Source organism: Allobosea sp., from assembly GCF_030695125.1.
In the GTDB taxonomy this organism is placed as follows: Bacteria; Pseudomonadota; Alphaproteobacteria; order Rhizobiales; family Beijerinckiaceae; genus Allobosea.
In genome coordinates, this window is the sequence record NZ_JAUYTP010000045.1 from 42149 (window position 1) to 58789 (window position 16641).

The 16641-nt window shown below is 68.0% G+C and carries 19 protein-coding genes; 12 read left to right on the forward strand and 7 right to left on the reverse strand.

Annotation, left to right across the window (positions count from 1 at the left end; genetic code table 11):
• The first annotated feature begins 2 nt into the window (after window positions 1–2).
• The 12 genes from bchB (at window position 3) to hemA (ending at window position 10427) form a co-directional block, all read left to right on the forward strand.
• Window positions 3–1676, forward strand: coding sequence for a ferredoxin:protochlorophyllide reductase (ATP-dependent) subunit B (gene bchB, locus Q8S38_RS16300; protein ID WP_305681431.1), 1674 nt, complete (start codon window positions 3–5; stop codon window positions 1674–1676).
• A complete protein-coding gene (locus Q8S38_RS16305) occupies window positions 1651–1860 on the forward strand; it encodes a hypothetical protein (RefSeq protein ID WP_305681432.1) in 210 nt (69 codons plus the stop codon). Before bchB ends, Q8S38_RS16305 begins: the two co-directional genes overlap by 26 nt.
• A gap of 95 nt (window positions 1861–1955) precedes the next feature.
• A complete protein-coding gene (bchL, locus tag Q8S38_RS16310) occupies window positions 1956–2786 on the forward strand; it encodes a ferredoxin:protochlorophyllide reductase (ATP-dependent) iron-sulfur ATP-binding protein (RefSeq protein ID WP_305681557.1) in 831 nt (276 codons plus the stop codon).
• Entirely contained in the window at window positions 2786–3487 is a 702-nt protein-coding gene (bchM, locus tag Q8S38_RS16315) for a magnesium protoporphyrin IX methyltransferase (protein ID WP_305681433.1), read from the forward strand. The genes bchL and bchM overlap by 1 nt, the downstream gene beginning before the upstream one ends.
• Window positions 3484–4917 carry a BCD family MFS transporter gene (locus Q8S38_RS16320; RefSeq protein WP_305681434.1) on the forward strand — a complete coding sequence of 478 codons (1434 nt, stop codon included), beginning with the start codon at window positions 3484–3486 and terminating at the stop codon, window positions 4915–4917. Before bchM ends, Q8S38_RS16320 begins: the two co-directional genes overlap by 4 nt.
• Before the next feature lie 40 nt (window positions 4918–4957).
• Window positions 4958–5734, forward strand: coding sequence for a photosynthetic reaction center subunit H (gene puhA / locus Q8S38_RS16325; RefSeq protein WP_305681435.1), 777 nt, complete (start codon window positions 4958–4960; stop codon window positions 5732–5734).
• Window positions 5731–6396, forward strand: a complete 666-nt coding sequence (gene puhB, locus Q8S38_RS16330) for a photosynthetic complex putative assembly protein PuhB (protein ID WP_305681436.1) — start codon at window positions 5731–5733, stop codon at window positions 6394–6396. Before puhA ends, puhB begins: the two co-directional genes overlap by 4 nt.
• A 13-nt stretch (window positions 6397–6409) precedes the next feature.
• Complete coding sequence (gene puhC, locus Q8S38_RS16335) at window positions 6410–6883, forward strand: photosynthetic complex assembly protein PuhC (protein ID WP_305681437.1); 474 nt, start codon at window positions 6410–6412, stop codon at window positions 6881–6883.
• Between the two features lie 26 nt (window positions 6884–6909).
• Entirely contained in the window at window positions 6910–7200 is a 291-nt protein-coding gene (locus tag Q8S38_RS16340; protein WP_305681438.1) for a hypothetical protein, read from the forward strand.
• Window positions 7197–8276, forward strand: a complete 1080-nt coding sequence (acsF, locus tag Q8S38_RS16345; protein WP_305681439.1) for a magnesium-protoporphyrin IX monomethyl ester (oxidative) cyclase — start codon at window positions 7197–7199, stop codon at window positions 8274–8276. The genes Q8S38_RS16340 and acsF overlap by 4 nt, the downstream gene beginning before the upstream one ends.
• 12 nt (window positions 8277–8288) lie before the next feature.
• Window positions 8289–9164: a putative photosynthetic complex assembly protein PuhE gene (puhE, locus tag Q8S38_RS16350; RefSeq protein WP_305681440.1), complete on the forward strand. Its 876-nt coding sequence runs from the start codon at window positions 8289–8291 to the stop codon at window positions 9162–9164.
• Between the two features lie 51 nt (window positions 9165–9215).
• Window positions 9216–10427: a 5-aminolevulinate synthase gene (gene hemA / locus Q8S38_RS16355; protein WP_305681558.1), complete on the forward strand. Its 1212-nt coding sequence runs from the start codon at window positions 9216–9218 to the stop codon at window positions 10425–10427.
• Window positions 10428–10770: 343 nt separating this feature from the next.
• Here the strand turns inward: hemA and pufM are convergent, their stop codons facing one another.
• The 7 genes from pufM to bchY all read right to left on the reverse strand — a co-directional run bounded on the left by pufM (window position 10771) and on the right by bchY (window position 16640).
• Entirely contained in the window at window positions 10771–11739 is a 969-nt protein-coding gene (pufM, locus tag Q8S38_RS16360) for a photosynthetic reaction center subunit M (RefSeq protein WP_305681441.1), read from the reverse strand.
• 77 nt (window positions 11740–11816) lie between these two features.
• Entirely contained in the window at window positions 11817–12641 is an 825-nt protein-coding gene (gene pufL, locus Q8S38_RS16365; RefSeq protein WP_305681442.1) for a photosynthetic reaction center subunit L, read from the reverse strand.
• A gap of 126 nt (window positions 12642–12767) precedes the next feature.
• Window positions 12768–12968, reverse strand: a complete 201-nt coding sequence (pufA, locus tag Q8S38_RS16370) for a light-harvesting antenna LH1, alpha subunit (RefSeq protein WP_305681443.1) — start codon at window positions 12966–12968, stop codon at window positions 12768–12770.
• Between the two features lie 16 nt (window positions 12969–12984).
• The gene (gene pufB, locus Q8S38_RS16375; protein ID WP_305681444.1) at window positions 12985–13203 is read right to left on the reverse strand and encodes a light-harvesting antenna LH1, beta subunit; all 219 of its coding nucleotides are present in this window, start codon (window positions 13201–13203) and stop codon (window positions 12985–12987) included.
• Window positions 13204–13330: 127 nt separating this feature from the next.
• Window positions 13331–13654: a hypothetical protein gene (locus Q8S38_RS16380; RefSeq protein WP_305681445.1), complete on the reverse strand. Its 324-nt coding sequence runs from the start codon at window positions 13652–13654 to the stop codon at window positions 13331–13333.
• Complete coding sequence (gene bchZ / locus Q8S38_RS16385) at window positions 13651–15102, reverse strand: chlorophyllide a reductase subunit Z (protein ID WP_305681446.1); 1452 nt, start codon at window positions 15100–15102, stop codon at window positions 13651–13653. The genes Q8S38_RS16380 and bchZ overlap by 4 nt, the downstream gene beginning before the upstream one ends.
• A complete protein-coding gene (bchY, locus tag Q8S38_RS16390) occupies window positions 15102–16640 on the reverse strand; it encodes a chlorophyllide a reductase subunit Y (protein WP_305681447.1) in 1539 nt (512 codons plus the stop codon). The genes bchZ and bchY overlap by 1 nt, the downstream gene beginning before the upstream one ends.
• Between the last annotated feature and the right edge of the window lies 1 nt (window position 16641).

Below are 16641 nucleotides of genomic sequence, written 5' to 3' on the forward strand. Positions count from 1 at the left end.
CGATGCACCTCACCGTCTGGACCTATGAAGGCCCTCCCCATATCGGCGCGATGCGGATCGCCACCGCGATGACCGACGTGCATTACGTGCTGCATGCCCCCCAGGGCGACACCTATGCCGACCTGCTTTTCACCATGATCGAGCGGCGCGGCAAGCGCCCGCCGGTGACCTACACCACCTTCCAGGCCCGCGATCTCGGCGGCGACACCGCCGATCTGTTCCAGCGCGCCGCCCATGACGCCTATGAGCGCTTCAAGCCGGCTGCCATGCTGGTCGGCGCCTCCTGCACCGGCGAGCTGATCCAGGACGATCCGGCCGGGCTGGCGCGTGCGCTCGGGCTGCCGATCCCGGTGATCCCGCTTGAACTGCCCTCCTATCAGCGCAAGGAGAACTGGGGCGCGGCCGAGACCTTCTACCAGCTGGTGCGAAGCCTGGCCGGCCCTCACATGCCGACGCCGGGGACCGCCCGCCCCGCACGCAAGCCCGGCGAGCCGGCCCGCTGCAACATCCTCGGCGCCACCGCGCTCGGCTTCCGCCACCGCGACGATGTCCGCGCCGTCAAAGAGCTGCTAGCGCGGCTTGGCGTCGAAGTGAACGTCGTCGCGCCCTGGCAGGCCAGCGCCGCCGACATCGCCCGGCTCGGCCAGGCCGATTTCAACGTCGTGCTCTATCCCGAGATCGCCGGACTCGCGGCGCAATGGCTGAAGCGCGCCTTCGGCCAGCCGACCATCGCCACCGTGCCGATCGGCGTCGGTGCGACCCGCGACTTCATCACCGAGGTGGCCCGCCTCGCCGGTGTCGATGCCACGGCGGTGCTGGCCGACGAGACCTCGCGACTGCCCTGGTATTCGCGCTCGGTCGACTCGACCTATCTGACGGCCAAGCGCGCCTTTATCTTCGGCGACGCGACGCACGCCATCGCCGCCGCCCGCATCGCCAGCGAGGAGCTCGGCTTCAAGGTCGTGGGGCTCGGCACCTATTCCCGCGAGCGCGCCCGCGACGTCCGCGAGGCCGCCACCCGGCTTGGGCTCGAGGCCCTGATCACCGACGATTATCTCGAGGTCGAGGCGGCCTGCGCCGAGCTCCAGCCCGAGCTCGTGCTCGGCACCCAGATGGAACGCCACATCGCCAAGCGCCTCGGCATCCCCTGCGCGGTGATCTCGGCCCCGGTCCATGTCCAGGATTTCCCGGCGCGCTACTCGCCGCAGATGGGCTTCGAGGGCGCCAACGTCATTTTCGATACCTGGGTCCATCCGCTGATGATGGGGCTGGAAGAGCATCTGCTCGGCATGTTCCGCGACGATTTCGAGTTCAACGACGGCGCCGGCTCCTCGCATCTCGGGCATGGCGCCAAGCCTGTCATTCCGGGACGGCCCGAAGCGCCGAACCCGGAACCCACGACCGGGCTCAACGCGGATGGCCGGCCAGACGACAGGGCTCACCCCGTCGTGGAGTCCGGGTTCGACCCCGACGGGCCGCCCCGGAATGACGGCGAACTTGTCGACAAGCCGATCGTCCTCAGCTGGGCCGCCGAGGCCGAGCTGGAACTCAAGAAGATCCCGTTCTTCGTGCGCGGCAAGGCTCGGCGGAACACCGAGAAATTCGCAGGCGAACGCGGGATCAGCCCGATCACGGTGGAGACACTTTACGATGCCAAAGCCCATTTCGGCCGCTGATTTCGTCCCCACCATGCTGGCGATGGTCATGCTCGACCGCCGCCGCGCCCTGATGGGCGATGGCTCCGAATCCGCCGGCGACGGCCGGGCGGACACCGACGCCGCCGGCCCGACACCCCGCCGCGCCGGAAGCCGGCGCCGCCGCGACCGCCGCGTCGAATGCGGCAGCGAGGCCATGGCATGACCGTCCTGTTCCAGCATCCCGGCCTCAAGGCCGATTATCGCGCCAAGACACCCCCGCCCCCGGGCGAGGATGGCGAGGGCTCGGTGCAGGTCCAGATGGACCAGTTGATGGGCTGCGAGACCGCCAAGGTCTTCGCCGTCTACGGCAAGGGCGGCATCGGAAAGTCGACGACCTCGTCGAACCTCTCGGTCGCCTTTTCGCGGATGGGCAAGCGCGTCCTGCAGATCGGCTGCGACCCCAAGCATGACTCCACCTTCACCCTGACCAAGAAGCTGATGCCGACGGTCATCGACGTGCTGGAGACTGTGAACTTCCATTCGGAAGAGCTGCGCGTCGAGGATTTCTGCTTCGAGGGCTATAACGGCGTCATGTGCATCGAGGCCGGCGGGCCGCCGGCCGGCACCGGCTGCGGCGGCTATGTCGTCGGCCAGACCGTCAAGCTGCTCAAGGAGCACCACCTGCTCGAGGACACCGACGTGGTGATCTTCGACGTGCTCGGCGACGTCGTCTGCGGCGGTTTCGCGGCGCCCCTGCAGCATGCCGAGCGCGCGGTCATCGTCACCGCCAACGACTTTGACTCGATCTTCGCGATGAACCGCATCGTCGCCGCCATCAAGGCGAAGTCGAAGAACTACGAGGTCCGCGTCGGTGGCGTCATCGCCAATCGCTCCGCCGGCACCGACGAGATCGACCGCTTCAACGCCGCCACCGGCCTGAAGCGCCTCGCCCATTTCCCCGATCTCGACGCCATCCGCCGCTCGCGGCTGAAGAAGGCGACGCTGTTCGAGATGGGCGACGCGCCCGAGGTGCTCGCCGTCCAGCGCGAATACATGAACCTCGCCGAGCAGATGTGGGCCGGCGGCCCGGCGCTCGAGGCCCGGCCGATGAAGGATCGCGAGATCTTCGACTTCCTGGGGTACGAATGATGACCGACGCGACCTATGTCCGGCGCCGCAGCGAGCTGAAGACCTATTTCGACCGCACCGCTGTCGAGGCCTGGGCCAAGCTGACGACGGATGCGCCGGTCAGCGGCATCCGCGCCACCGTGCGCGCCGGCCGCGACGCGATGCGCGGCACGCTGCTGGGCTGGCTGCCCGACGACATCCGCGGCGCCCGCATTCTCGATGCCGGCTGCGGCACCGGCGCGCTCGCGGTCGAATGCGCGCTGCGCGGCGCCCATGTCACCGCCATCGACCTGTCTCCGACGCTGGTCGCGCTCGCTCAGGACCGCAGCCCGCGCGACCTGCGCGGCGGCTCGATCACCTTCCGCTCCGGCGACATGCTCGATCCGGCGCTCGGCCGCTTCGACCATGTCGTGGCGATGGATTCGCTGATCCATTACAAGACCGCCGACATCGTCCGCGTGCTCGCCCAGTTCGCCGCGCGCACCAGCGGCTCCATGCTGATCACCCATGCGCCGCGCACCCCGGCGCTGACCCTGATGCACTGGGTCGGCCTCGCCTTCCCGCGCTCGAACCGGGCACCGGCGATCGAACCCGTCAGCGAGCGCAAGCTCGGCCGCCAGATCGACGGCGACGGCGCCCTTGCCTCCTGGCGCGCCGGCCGCACGCAACGGATTTCGAGCGCCTTCTACAAGTCCCAGGCCCTGGAGCTTGTCGCCAGATGAACCCGGTTTCGGCGGCCTTGGTGAAGGGTTTGACGCGGATCGGTCCGCGCTGGCTGCCCTTTGCCGATGCCGCCTCACCGGAACTGCCGCTCGGACGCATCCTGCGGCTCTCGCTCTTCCAGATTGCGGTCGGCATGGCCACCGTTCTGCTGGTGGGCACGCTGAACCGGGTCATGATCGTCGAGCTCAACGTACCCGCCGCGCTCGTCGCGACGATGGTCTGCCTGCCCTTCCTGTTTGCGCCCTTGCGCGCGCTGATCGGCTACAAATCCGACACCCACCGCTCGGTGCTGGGCTGGCGACGCGTGCCCTATATCTGGTTCGGCTCGCTGCTCCAGTTCGGCGGGCTGGCGATCATGCCCTTCGCGCTCCTGGTCCTGTCCGGAGACGGGGTCGGCCCCGTCCTCTATGGCCAGATCGGCGCGGCGCTCGCCTTCCTGCTCGTCGGCGCCGGGCTCCACACCACGCAGACCGCGGGGTTGGCGCTCGCCACCGACCTCGCCACGCCCGCGACCCGGGCCCGCGTCGTCGCGCTGCTCTATGTCACCCTGCTGGTCGGCATGGTCGCAAGCGGGCTCGTCTTCGCCTGGCTGCTCGCCGATTTCACGCCGCTGCGGCTGATTCAGGTCGTCCAGGGCGCCGCCGTCGTCACCATGGCGCTCAATGTCGTGGCCTTGTGGAAGCAGGAGGTCCGCAACCCCGCCCGCACCGCCGCCCATCTCGAGCGCCCGGCCTTCCGCACGATGTTTCGCCAGTTCATCGCCCGGCCGCGTGCCGCACGTTTCCTGGTCGCGGTCGCGCTTGGCACGGCCGCCTTCAACATGCAGGACATCATCCTCGAGCCCTATGGCGCACAGGTGCTGAAGCTTAGCGTCAGCGGCACAACAATCCTGACCGCGCTGCTCGCGGCGGGGTCGCTGGCGGCCTTCGCGCTCGCCGCCCGGATGCTGGCGGCTGGAGTCGATCCCTATCGCCTTGCCGGTCTCGGCCTCGTCTCGGGACTCGTCGCATTCCCCTGCGTGATCTTCGCCGGCGCGATCGACGCCCCCGCGCTGTTCCGCTTAGGCACGGCCCTGATCGGCTTCGGCGGCGGATTGTTTGCGGTCAGCACGCTCACCATCGCGATGGAGCTCGAAGAGGGCGTCCACAACGGACTCGCGGTCGGCATCTGGGGCGCGGTGCAGGCCAGCGCGGCCGGCATCGCGATCGCGCTCGGCGGCGGCGTCAAGGACGGCGTCGAGGCGCTGATCGCGACCGGGGCGCTCGGGTCCGGCTTCTCCGACGCATCGGCGGCCTATAACACCGTCTATCACATTGAAGTTGCTTTGCTTTTCGCCACGCTCATCGCGATCGGCCCGCTGGTGCGCAGCGCCGGCGCGGCCCGCAGCGTTCCGTCAACCCGTTTTGGCCTCGCGGAATTTCCAGGCTGACAACGTTTCAGGCCGACAGCCTTGCAAGGAGGGCTCTCTGATGGGTGAGATCATGGGATATATCGACGTGGCCCAGGTCGCGATCTGGCTGTTCTGGCTGTTTTTCGCCGGGCTGGTCGTCTACCTGCGCCGCGAGGATCGACGCGAGGGTTACCCGCTCGAATCCGACACGCATCCCGGCAAGATGCTGGCGCCGAGCCTGGTCTTCTACCCGGCGCCCAAGACCTTCAGGCTCTCCAACGGCACCAGCGTCCAGGCGCCCAACGGCCAGCGCGACAGCCGTCTGCTCGCAGCGCAGCCCACGGCGAAGTTCCCCGGCGCACCGCTGGCGCCCACCGGCGCCAACCCGATGCTCGACTCGGTCGGCCCCGGCTCCTGGGCCGAGCGTGCCGACGTCCCGGAGATGACCTACGACAATCACGTCAAGATCCTCCCCGTGCGTGTCGCCACGGGCTACGCCTGCTCCGCCAAGGAGGACCCGCGCGGCTACGACGTCATCGGCGCCGACATGAAGGTCGCGGGCAAGGTCGTCGATCTCTGGGTCGATCGCTCGGAGGCGCTGATCCGCTATTTCGAGGTCGCCCTGCCCGGCGGCCGCAGCGTGCTGCTGCCGGTCACCTTCTCCGACATCACGCGCGGAGCCAGACCCGGCGTCGGCCGCATCAAGGTCGAGGCGCTACTGGCCAGGCAGTTCGCCGACGTCCCCGCCACCCGCAAACCCGATTCCGTCACCCGGCTCGAGGAAGAGAAGATCTGCGCCTATTACGGCGCCGGGACGCTCTACGCGACGCCACAGCGCGCGGAGCCCCTGATATGAGCCACGACGATTTCGCTTTCGAGCCGATCCCCGGCCTGCCGGCCCTGCCACCCGAGGGCGAGACCGTGCTCTGGCAGGGCGCCCCGGACTGGCGCGGCCTGGCCTGGCGCGCCTTTCATCTGCGCGAGGTCGGCTTCTACTTCGCCGCCTTGGTCGCAGCCCAGCCGGTGCTGGCGCTGATGCAGGGCACGCCCGTTGTCGCCTCGCTCCTGCCGATGCTCTGGATCGGCATGGCGGGCTGCGTCGCGAGCGCCGTGCTTGGCACCCTGGCCTGGCTCTCGGCCCGCGGCACCGTCTACACCATCACCAGCCGGCGGCTGGTGATGCGCTTCGGCATCGCCTTGCCGATGACGATCAACCTGCCCTTTTCCGTCATCGGCGAGGCCGGCCTGCGCCTGCGCCGCGGTGGCACGGGAGACATCCCGGTCGGCATCGTCGCGGGCGAGCGCGTCTCCTACATCGTGGTCTGGCCGCATGTGCGACCCTGGCGCCTGAGCCGGCCGGCGCCGATGCTGCGGGATGTGCCCGAGGCCGCCCGCGTCGCCGATATCCTGGCGCGCGCTTTGGCAGCCCATGTCGGCAGCGCCGTTCCGATGCGCCAGCCGGCTGCGATCGCAGCGAACGACCAGCGCCTGCCGCAAGGCATGGCGGCGGCTGGCTGAGGAGATCACGACCATGAGCGACACAGCCCTGCCCCCTCCGGAATCGACGAGCCTCTCGCCTCCGCGCTGGGCCCTGCTCGGCATGGCCATGCTCGTCGTCTCCACGATCGCGATCGCCGGCCTGGCGCGCCAGACCGGCATCGGCGTCACCGGCGTTCCCGAGAGCCGGACTGTCGCGCATGTCGCTCTGCGCTTCGAGGATCGCGCCGATGGGTCGGTCGTGGTTCGCGACGGTGTCGGCCGGGTGCTCGATACCATTCCCGTCAGCGCCGACGGCTTCATTCGCGGCACGATGCGCAGCCTGGCGCGGCAGCGCAAACAGGCCGGCCTGCCGCATGAGCTGCCCTTCCTTCTGGAGCGGCGGGAAAATGGCCGCTTGAGCTTGAGCGATCCCTCGACCGGAGGCAGGATCGAACTGGACGCCTTCGGGGCCGGGAACGCAGCGACCTTCGCCCGCTTCCTGCCGGCCCGGGAGACCCGTCCATGACCGATCTCTCGTTGACGGACAGCACCATGGCCGAACCCAGACAGTTCGACGTCCCCTGCACAATCGAGGTCTCGCACACCTTCGACAGCCTGCATGCTCACGTGACTCTCGACGGCGACATCAAGATCCGTCCCGGCGACGAGGTCGTCGTGCATGGCGAGCCGATCAAGGTCCCCTATGGCGAGGTCCAGACCTTCCGCCGCGTCGCGACCGTCAAGCGCGCCGGCTGGCTGGAGCAGATCTGGACCAAGATCTCGGGCCGCGCGGAATTCATGGAGCTGCTGGAGTTCAGCTTCTCGGAAAGGACCAAGCTATGACGGCCGCGACCTTGTCAGCCGGCGCGATGCGCCAGGCCCCCAACGAAGCCACCCGCATGGCCCAGCAGGACACCATGCTGACGCCGCGCTTCTACACCACCGATTTCGAGGAGCTCGACAAGATCGACGTCACCCCCGTCCGGGCGGAATGGGATGTGCTGATCGCCGAGATGAAGAGCGACCCGAACAAGGGCCATTTCACCCGCAACGCCGACTGGAAGCTCGAGCTGGAGCGCATCCCGGAGCCGCTGCGCAAGGAGTTCATCGACTTCCTGGTGTCTTCCCTGACGGCCGAGTTTTCCGGCTGCGTCCTCTATGCCGAGATGCGCAAGCGCGGCACCAACCCCGACATCTGCGAGCTCTTCAAGTATATGAGCCGCGACGAGGCCCGCCATGCCGGCTTCATCAATGACGCGCTGAAGGAGTTCAGCATCGGCGTCGATCTCGGCTTCCTGACCAAGGCCAAGAAATACACCTTCTTCAAGCCGAAATTCATCTTCTACGCGACCTATCTTTCCGAGAAGATCGGCTATGCGCGCTACATCACCATCTTCCGGCATCTCGAGAAGCACCCGGACAAGTGCTTCCACCCGATCTTCAAGTGGTTCAAGGAGTGGTGCAACGACGAGTTCCGCCATGGCGAGGCCTTCTCGCTGCTGATGCGGGCCAATCCGCATCTTTTGACCGGCCCCAACAAGCTCTGGGTGCGGTTCTTCCTCCTGGCCGTCTACGCGACGATGTATGTGCGCGACCATGTCCGGCCGGAATTCCACAAGGCGCTGGACATCGACCCGACGGAGTATGATTTCACCGTCTTCCGCACCACCTCCGAGATCTCGCGCCAGTGCTTCCCGCTGATGCTCGACACGGACAATCCCAAGTTCCGGGCCGGCCTGGAGCGGGTCCGGATCCTGGCGGGCAAGATCGCGGAAGCCTCCGAGCAGGAGGGTTTCGCCGCGCGGATGCGGATGCGCGCCTATCAGGCGCAGGTCGGGGCAACCCTGCTGCGGCTCTATCTGATGCCGACGATCAAGAACGAGCTCCCCGCGACCAGCCGGCTTCAGCCGGCCTATTGAGGAGGCGTGATCTTGGTCACCTACGGCCTGCCGATCGTCGCGACATTGCTGACCTGGTGGTTCTCCACCGGTGCGATCTTGTATCTCGACGGCCTGCCGCGGGCGACCTTCCGCTGGAGTTTCGGGGCGGCCACGCTGATCGGGCTGGCGGCGTTGTGGGGCCTCCACGCCACCGCCGGCGACACCAGCGTGGCGGGGGCCTATCTCGCCGTGCTCAGCGCCGTGCTGGTCTGGGGCTGGAACGAGATGGCCTTCCTGTTCGGCTATATCGCCGGCTCCAGCCGCGAGCCCTGCGACCCCGCTTTGCGCGGCTGGGCTCGCTTCACCAGCGCGACGCGGGCGATCCTGCATCACGAGCTCGCGCTGCTGGCCTCGCTGGCGGCGATCGCCGCCCTGACCTGGGACGGCGCCAATCCGTTCGGCATGGCGACCTTCGCCTTGCTGTTTGCGATGCGTCTCTCGACCAAGCTCAACATCTTCCTCGGCGTGCCCAACACGACGGTCGAGTTCCTCCCCGAGCATCTGGCCTATCTCAAGACCTATTTCCGCCAGAAGCCGATGAACCTGCTGTTTCCGCTCTCGGTCACCGCCGCGACGCTGCTCAGCGCCTGGCTCGTCCACAAGATCGCGCTCGCGGGCGATCCCTTCCTGACGACGGGATTCGTCCTGCTGGCGACGCTCGCCGTGCTGGGCCTGATCGAACACTGGTTCCTGGTCGTGCCGCTGCCGGTCGCCGATCTCTGGGCCTGGGGCCTGCGCTCCCATGCGCAGGCGCGGTCCCCGCTCGAGACCACGGCGGCCTCCGCAAGGCCGGCCGCCCTTTCGACGCCCGCCCCTGCCGGCCTTGCGCCAGCGCGCGCCGTCAAACCGTCAACCCTCGTCGCTTAGGTCGATAGCGCTTTCAGGAGGCCGCCCATGAACATGCCGATGAATTTGCCCCTGAACTACGAGATGTTCTTCCGCAAGGAACTCGACGGGCTCCACAGCGAAGGTCGCTATCGCGTCTTCGCCGACCTGGAGAGGCAGGCCGGGCAGTTTCCGCGTGCGACCTATCATGGGGCCGACGGCCCGCGCGACGTCACCGTCTGGTGCTCGAACGATTATCTCGGCATGGGCCAGAATCCCGACGTGCTCGCCGCGATGCACGCCGCGCTCGATGGCTGCGGCGCTGGCGCCGGCGGCACCCGCAACATCGGCGGCACCAACCACTACCATGTGCTGCTCGAGCGCGAGCTCGCCGACCTCCACGGCAAGGAAGCGGCGCTCTTGTTCAACTCCGGCTACATGTCGAACTGGGCCTCGCTCTCGACCTTCGCCGCACGCATCCCCAACTGCGTGGTCGTGACCGACGGCCTCAACCATGCCTCGATGATCGAGGGCATCCGCCATTCGCGCGCCGACAAGGTCGTCTTCGCCCATAACGATCCCGAGGACCTCCGCCGCAAGCTGCAGGCGATCGATCCGCGGCGGCCCAAGCTGCTCGCCTTCGAGTCGGTCTACTCGATGGATGGCGACATCGCCCCGATCGCCGCGTTCTGCGATCTCGCCGACGAGTTCGGCGCCATGACCTATATCGACGAGGTCCATGCGGTCGGGCTCTACGGTCCGCGCGGCGGCGGTGTCAGCGAGCGCGACGGGCTGAGCCACCGCCTCGACGTGATCGAGGGCACGCTGGCCAAGGGCTTCGGCATCATGGGCGGCTATATCGCCGCCAGCGCCGCGACCTGCGACTTCATCCGCAGCTTCGCCTCCGGCTTCATCTTCTCGACCTCGCTGCCGCCGGCGCTGGCGGCGGGCGCGCTCGCCTCGGTGCGCCATCTCAAGGCCAGCCAGACCGAGCGCAACGGCCATGCAAACCGTGTTGCCGCGGTTCGCGCGGGGCTCGATGCGGCGGGCATTCCGCATCTGCCCAACCCCAGCCATATCGTGCCGGTGATGGTCGGCGACCCCGTGCTGTGCAAGCGCATCAGCGACGAACTGCTCGAGCGCTTCCACATCTATGTCCAGCCGATCAACTACCCGACCGTCCCGCGCGGCACAGAGCGGCTGCGGATCACCCCCTCGCCGCTGCATTCAGACGCCGACATCGCCCATCTGGTCGGCGCCCTCACTGCGATCTGGAGCCAGGTCGGCCTCGCGCGCGCCGCCTGATCCCACCGCTCCGGCACAGCGCACATCACGGCATCACGGCCGGGCTCTCGGAGCCCGGCCGTTTTCTGTGAGCCGCCGCCCGGCCGAGCCGGCCCCGCTGTCGGGCGCGACGGCGCCATTCCCTTGTTCACCGAACCTCCCTCGGTCGCACGGCCGTCTCCGGCCGGCGTCCGCGCCCCCTTGAACCTGTGGCGGCCCGGGGCGGCCGAGAGACGCCGCTGCGCCGCAGCGCGCGGTTTCACCGCCCGCGACGGCCCCCCCCGGACACAACGAAAGAGGGAGGCCGTTTCCGGCCTCCCTGGATCTGTCTCGGTTGTCGCCTGGTGGCGTTCTGGGCCTGGGCTCAGACCCGCGGCGGCGGGACCGGCGTCTGCTGCCACATGCTGGGATCGGCGGGTGCGAATTTGTGCTTGATCGCCCATTCGTACCAGTTGTCGACGGCCGTTCCGGTCAGCAGGATCCCGATGCCGCCGGTCAGCGTGCACAGCACCGCAAACCACCAGGCCCAGCGATGGATCGATTCCATCGTCGCGTTGAAGCCCATCGTCCAGCGCCAGAACAGGGCGGCGCGCTCGGAGGCCGTGCCACGATCGACGATCTGCTCGATCTCGCGATCGCCACCATAGCGCGACACGGCCAGGATGGTCGCGCCATGCATCGCAAACAGCAGGGCCGAGCCGTAGAGGAACGCGATCGAGAGGGCGTGGAAGGGGTTGTAGAAGAGATTGCCGTAGCGCAGCGAGAAATTCTGCGTCCAGTCGAGATGCGGGAAGATGCCGAAGGGCACCGCCTCGCTCCAGCTGCCCATCAGCAGCGGCCGGATGAAGCCGAGCACGAGGTAAAGCCAGATCGCGGAGGCGAAGGCCCAGGCGACATGCGTGCCCATGCCCAGCGCGCGGGCCCGGTTATAGGTTCGCACCCACCACAGCAGGATCGACGTCGTCAGGAAGAAGCCGGCGAGCAGCCACCAGCCGCCTTCCTGCAATGGCGGCAGCACCCTGATGCCGTGCTGCGGCAGCGGCGGCGCGAGCTGCAGCCAGAACAGTTCGCGCACGAAGCGGATCGGGTCCCAGTTCACCGAGGCCAGCATGTTGAGGCCGATGATCTCGAAGGCGATGATGCCGCAGACGATCGAGGTCACCCCGGTCCAGCCGAGATAGATCGGGCCGATCTGGGCGTCGCCGATCATGCCGAACAGATGGTTCACCCGGGTCGCCGTGCCGCGCCGCGTGCCCCGGCCGGGGATCGGGACGCCGAGGTCGGGCGCGCCATGGATCTGAACCCGGGTGAAGATGTTCTGATAGGTTGCCATCGCCTTGATCCTTGGAAAGCCGGAATCCTTGGAAAGCCGGATGCCTCGTGGGGTGGCGCGCGCCGGGGCGCGCAGCCTCAGCGCCAGATCGAGAAGTGGCGGGACAGATCCCACCATTCGGCCCAGCCCTCGCTCCAATAGGGGCCGCTGATGATGATGCAGACCGCGCTCCAGAACGAGGCCGACACCGCCAGGAACAGGCCGAGACGGTGGATGCCGAGCGTGCCGATCGAGTAGCCGATCGTGTCGCGGAAGAAGCTGTTCTCATGCTCGGGCGTCTTCACGGGCTCGCCCTTCTTCGGGTTCGTCGCCGAGAGGATCAGGCCGCCATGCAGCGACAGCGCCAGCGCGCTGGTGAAGAAGAACGTCACCGCGATCATATGCGCCGGATTGTAATGGAACTGGAGATACTGGTAGCCGACATTCGACACCCATTCGAGATGGCTGAAGATGCCGTAGGGAAAGCCATAGGCCCAGGCGCCGAGCAGGAACGGACGGAAGATCACCAGGGTCACATAGGACAGGATCGCGAAGCCATAGGCCGCCGGGACATGGTAGCCCATGCCGAGCTTGCGGCAGATCTCGACCTGGCGCAGCGCCCAGCAGACGAACGAGGCGGTGGCGCAGATCGTGATGACCTGCCAGAGCCCGCCCTCTTTGAGCGGCGCAAATCCGAGCCCGTATTCGGGCGCGGGCGGGTTGATCGAGATCAGCCAGGGGTTCCAGGTCGGGCCCAGGGCCGCGCCGTAGAAGATCAGCGCCGTGCCGAGCGCGGCGAAGAAGGCCGTCGCGACGCCGAAGAAGCCGACATAGAAGGGGCCGACCCAGAAATCGAAGAGATCGCCCCCGATCAGCGTGCCGCCCCTGACGCGGTATTTGCGTTCGAAATTGAGCAAGGCCATGGTCGCATCCCTCCACGGGCGGTGGCCAGTGCGGCCGCGCCTCGTCTGAACGGTTTCGTGTGCGCGTCGTCGGGTCGAGCGGCGGACGGGAGCGGCGCGAAGGTCGCGCCCCGTCCGCCAGTGTCGTCAGCCGATCCGGGTGATCGTCACATCCGAGGCCGGGACCTCGATCTGCAGCGCCGCAGCGGCTTTGCGCGGGCCCTCGATCCAGTTGAACCTGTTCGTCGAGAGCAGGATGAAATGGATCAGGATGGCGAGCCCGAACAGGAAGGTGAAAAGAGCGATCAGCGTGCGACGCGGATCGAACAGCAGCCAGATTTTCCACATGGGTTTCGCTCCTTGGTTACGAGATCAGCGAAACGGCGGTGGTCAGGGCCGTCTTCACGCCCTCATCGAGCGAGGCATATCCATTCGGGCCGGGGAACCAGGGGCGCCACGACCAGACGAGGAAATGCGCAATCACGGCGATGACCGTGAAGCCGATGAAGCTCGTGATGAAGAAGCCATGGAATTCCTTGGCTTCTGCTTCGGTCAACCCTGACAGTGTGTCTCGTTCTGTCATGATTTTTCTCCTTTGGCCTTGCGGCCGTTACCGCACGAAGCCGTGCGGCTGGCTGCCAGGCTATGACCCCCGGCAGTTCCTCCCGCCCGAGCTGGGCGAAAGCGCGTGACCTTCGCTGCCCGGGGCGTCAGCCCATGAACATGAAGGGAATGGTGGCATTCGCGTTGGCGCGCGCCTGCGCGAAAATCGAAAGCCGGTGCCCCCCGGCGGCGGGGCGGACCGCCCGCTGCACCAGGGTGGAGACGAGGAAGAAGGGCATCGACAGGGCGGTCAGCCGACGGCACATCCGCCGGTCGGAAGCCAGGGACTTCACCCGGCGAACATGGTCCTGCTCCGAGTGGCGCGCCGTGAACTGCATGGTCATGGTCGTGTTCTCCCCTTGGAAAGCTGTTCTGGTTGGCGAGGCGGCCGAAGGCCCCTCGCGGCGTCGAGACAGGGCGAGGCTCGTCATGCGAGAGCTCCTTCCCGGCTGGCGATGGCGTCGAGATGATCGGGCTGGACGCGCTCGGCGCCGTCCCGGCGGGCGCGCGCCTCGGCGGCGTCGCGCAGGCGCTTGGCGGCGGAAATCCGCACCAGCACCGGCTGCTTGTCGAGCACCCCGTCGAGCAGGGCCTTGGCCTCTTCCGACCAGGGCAGCTCCCGGTGCAGCCGCGACGGCGTCGCCTCGACGGCATCCATCTGCGTGCCCAGCGGCAGGATGTGGAAGAGCGCGTCGAACAGCGCGTTGCAGACCTCCTGAACCAGGTAGGTCGCGCCCGCATAGCCCATGAACGGCGTGCCGGTGTGCCGGCGGATCACGGCGCCGGGGAAGGAGGCGGGAATGTAGATTCCGCGCCCGCCGGCCTCGGCCATGTACATGCGCTCGTTGAAGGAGCCGAACAGCACGAGCGGCGGCTTCTCCTTGAGCGAGGCGCGGACAGTGTCGTTGTCGGATTTCTTCCCCGCGCAGCGCGAGGCCGAGAAGGTGCAGGGCAGCCCCATCTCGGTCTCGAGGAAGTGGCGGATACCGCGCGCATAGGTCTCGTTGGCGACGATGGCGAAGGAGGCCGTGCCGAAGAAATCCTGCGTCACCGAGCGCCAGAGATCCCAGAGCGGCTTGATCGTGGTGTGCTTCTCGCGCTCGATGAAAGGCTCGGGATCGAGCCCGAGCAGCTCGCCGAGCGAGCGCAGGAAGGCGGTCGTCGAATGCAGCCCGATCGGCGCCTGGAGATAGGGGCGCTCCAGCGCCTCGCAGAGCAGCCGGCCATATTCGCGGTAGAGGCAGACATTGACCTCGGCATCGGCCAGGCGCTGCACCTGCGCGAGATGCGAGCCGAGCGGGAAGGTCATGTGGACCTCGGCGCCGATGCCCTCGATCAGGCGGCGCACCTCGGCGAGGTCGGAGGGCATGTTGAACATGCCATAGGCCGGGCCGATGATGTTGACCTTGGGCTTAGCGCCCTCCTTGCGGGGCTTGGCCTTGGGCACGATGCCGCGCTTGGCGCCGTACTCGCCCCAGAGCCAGAACAGCGCCCGGTCGGCGCATTGCCACTGGTCCTCGTCGATCGTGCGCGGCAGGAAACGCTGGATGTTGGTGCCTTCGGGCGTCACGCCGCCGCCGATCATTTCGGCGATCGAGCCGGTGACGACCACGCTCGGCAGATGCGGATCGAGCACGGCATTGGCGCGCTTCATCGCGCCTTCCGTGCCGTGCTGGCCGAGTTCCTCTTCGCCGAGACCGGTGACGACGATCGGCAGCTCATGGGGCGGCAGCGCGTCGGTGTAATGCAGCACCGAGGTCACCGGCAGGTTCTCGCAGCCGACCGGGCCGTCGATGACGACCTGCAGGCCCTTGATGGCGCAGAAGACGTAGACCGCCCCCCAATAGCCGCCGGCCCGATCGTGATCCTGGATCAGCATCACGGAATCTCCTCGGCCGCCGCCTTCGCCTTGGCGGCGCGGCGGGCGAACTTCTCGCGGAAATCGGGATGCAGTTGCGGCGTGTCCTGCCAGGTGCCGGCGGTGTCGCCCTCGCCGACGCCGGCGAAGAACGCCTTCATCGCGTCCATGCGGCCCTTGTTGCCGATGGCGGCGTTGACGACCTGGGCGAGCGAACCGGCACCGGCGGGCCCGAAGAGCGGCCGCGCCGAGATCAGGTTAGTGAAGTAGAGGCCGGGAATACCGAGCTGCTTGGCCTTCTGCACCACCGGCGTGGTGCCGATCGCGAGATCGGGCTGGAATTCGGCCATCGCCGCCAGATCCTGCTCGAGCGTGGCGCGGAAATTGACCATCACGCCGCGTGCCGCCAGCCACTCGCGGTCGGGCTCCGACCAGGGCGTGCGCGGGCAGGCGGTGCCGACATAGCGCAGATCGGCGCCGCTCTCGACGAGCAGCCGCGCCACCAGAAGCTCCGAGCCTTCATAGCCTGACAGCGTGATCCGGCCGTTGATCGGCATCGCCGAGAGCGCGCCGCGGATCGCCGGGACCAGCCGGTTCTGCGCCGCTTCGACCAGCGGCCTGGCGACGCCGCAAGCCTCACCGATCGCCGACAGCCAGGCGACCGTGCCCTCGACGCCGACCGGGCCGGAGCCGACGATGCTGCGCCCCGCCGCTTCGAACTCGCGGATGGAGGCGGTGTAGAAGGGGTGGATCGCCGCCACGACGGCGCAGTCGAGCGCGGCATAGAGCTCGCGCCATTCCCGCGTCGGCACGACCGGGCCGGCCGCCAGGCCCAGGGGCTCGAGCATCATGCCGATGCCGACGGGGTCGGCCGGGAACATCTCGCCGAGCAGGGTGACCGTCGGGCGCTCCTCGCGGCCGGCGCGCGGCGCCTGGACCGGGCCGGCCTCGGCCTCCTTGCGGGCATAAGCCAGCATGGCGCCTGCCAGCACGTCCTTGGCCTCGGCATGGGTCGGCACACCGAAGCCCGGCACGTCGATCCCGATGATGCGGACGCCGTTGATCTCCTTGGGCAGGAGCCGCAGCGGCACGCCCGAGGCCGAGGGCACGCAGAGATTGGTGACGACGATGGTGTCGTAGAGCGCGGGGTCGGCGAGTTGGAACACCGCCTCGCGGATGTCCTCGAACAGCTTGCCCGTGACCAGCGTCTCGGAATTGAACGGCACATAGCCGACCGAGCGCCGCGCGCCGTAGAAATGCGAGGTAAAGGTCAGCCCGTAGACGCAGCAGGCCGAGCCCGACAGCACCGTCGCGGTGCGCCGCATCCGCAGCCCGACGCGCAATGAGCCGAAGGCCGGGCACATGCTCTGCGGCTTGTCGTGGGGCCCGACGGGATAGTCCTTGGCGAAGCGCTCCAGCATCTCGGCGTTGCCCGCCGCGGTGGCCGCGCTGCGCAGCGCCTCCTTGCCGGAATGGCAGCCCAGCCCATCACCTTCAGTCGCCGCCGCGTTGATCGCGGGGGCGGAGGCGGCGTCGGGAAGAGGCTGATGGACGGTCATG

Excerpts from the sequence above, each read along its gene's own strand:
- bchB (WP_305681431.1), top strand. The coding sequence starts at position 3 with ATGCACCTCACCGTCTGGACCTATGAAGGCCCTCCCCATATCGGCGCG.
- Q8S38_RS16305 (WP_305681432.1), top strand. The coding sequence starts at position 1,651 with ATGCCAAAGCCCATTTCGGCCGCTGATTTCGTCCCCACCATGCTGGCG.
- bchL (WP_305681557.1), top strand. The coding sequence starts at position 1,956 with ATGGACCAGTTGATGGGCTGCGAGACCGCCAAGGTCTTCGCCGTCTAC.
- bchM (WP_305681433.1), top strand. The coding sequence starts at position 2,786 with ATGACCGACGCGACCTATGTCCGGCGCCGCAGCGAGCTGAAGACCTAT.
- Q8S38_RS16320 (WP_305681434.1), top strand. The coding sequence starts at position 3,484 with ATGAACCCGGTTTCGGCGGCCTTGGTGAAGGGTTTGACGCGGATCGGT.
- puhA (WP_305681435.1), top strand. The coding sequence starts at position 4,958 with ATGGGTGAGATCATGGGATATATCGACGTGGCCCAGGTCGCGATCTGG.
- puhB (WP_305681436.1), top strand. The coding sequence starts at position 5,731 with ATGAGCCACGACGATTTCGCTTTCGAGCCGATCCCCGGCCTGCCGGCC.
- puhC (WP_305681437.1), top strand. The coding sequence starts at position 6,410 with ATGAGCGACACAGCCCTGCCCCCTCCGGAATCGACGAGCCTCTCGCCT.
- Q8S38_RS16340 (WP_305681438.1), top strand. The coding sequence starts at position 6,910 with ATGGCCGAACCCAGACAGTTCGACGTCCCCTGCACAATCGAGGTCTCG.
- acsF (WP_305681439.1), top strand. The coding sequence starts at position 7,197 with ATGACGGCCGCGACCTTGTCAGCCGGCGCGATGCGCCAGGCCCCCAAC.
- pufM (WP_305681441.1), bottom strand. The coding sequence starts at position 11,739 with ATGGCAACCTATCAGAACATCTTCACCCGGGTTCAGATCCATGGCGCG.
- pufL (WP_305681442.1), bottom strand. The coding sequence starts at position 12,641 with ATGGCCTTGCTCAATTTCGAACGCAAATACCGCGTCAGGGGCGGCACG.
- pufA (WP_305681443.1), bottom strand. The coding sequence starts at position 12,968 with ATGTGGAAAATCTGGCTGCTGTTCGATCCGCGTCGCACGCTGATCGCT.
- pufB (WP_305681444.1), bottom strand. The coding sequence starts at position 13,203 with ATGACAGAACGAGACACACTGTCAGGGTTGACCGAAGCAGAAGCCAAG.
- Q8S38_RS16380 (WP_305681445.1), bottom strand. The coding sequence starts at position 13,654 with ATGACGAGCCTCGCCCTGTCTCGACGCCGCGAGGGGCCTTCGGCCGCC.
- bchZ (WP_305681446.1), bottom strand. The coding sequence starts at position 15,102 with ATGCTGATCCAGGATCACGATCGGGCCGGCGGCTATTGGGGGGCGGTC.
- bchY (WP_305681447.1), bottom strand. The coding sequence starts at position 16,640 with ATGACCGTCCATCAGCCTCTTCCCGACGCCGCCTCCGCCCCCGCGATC.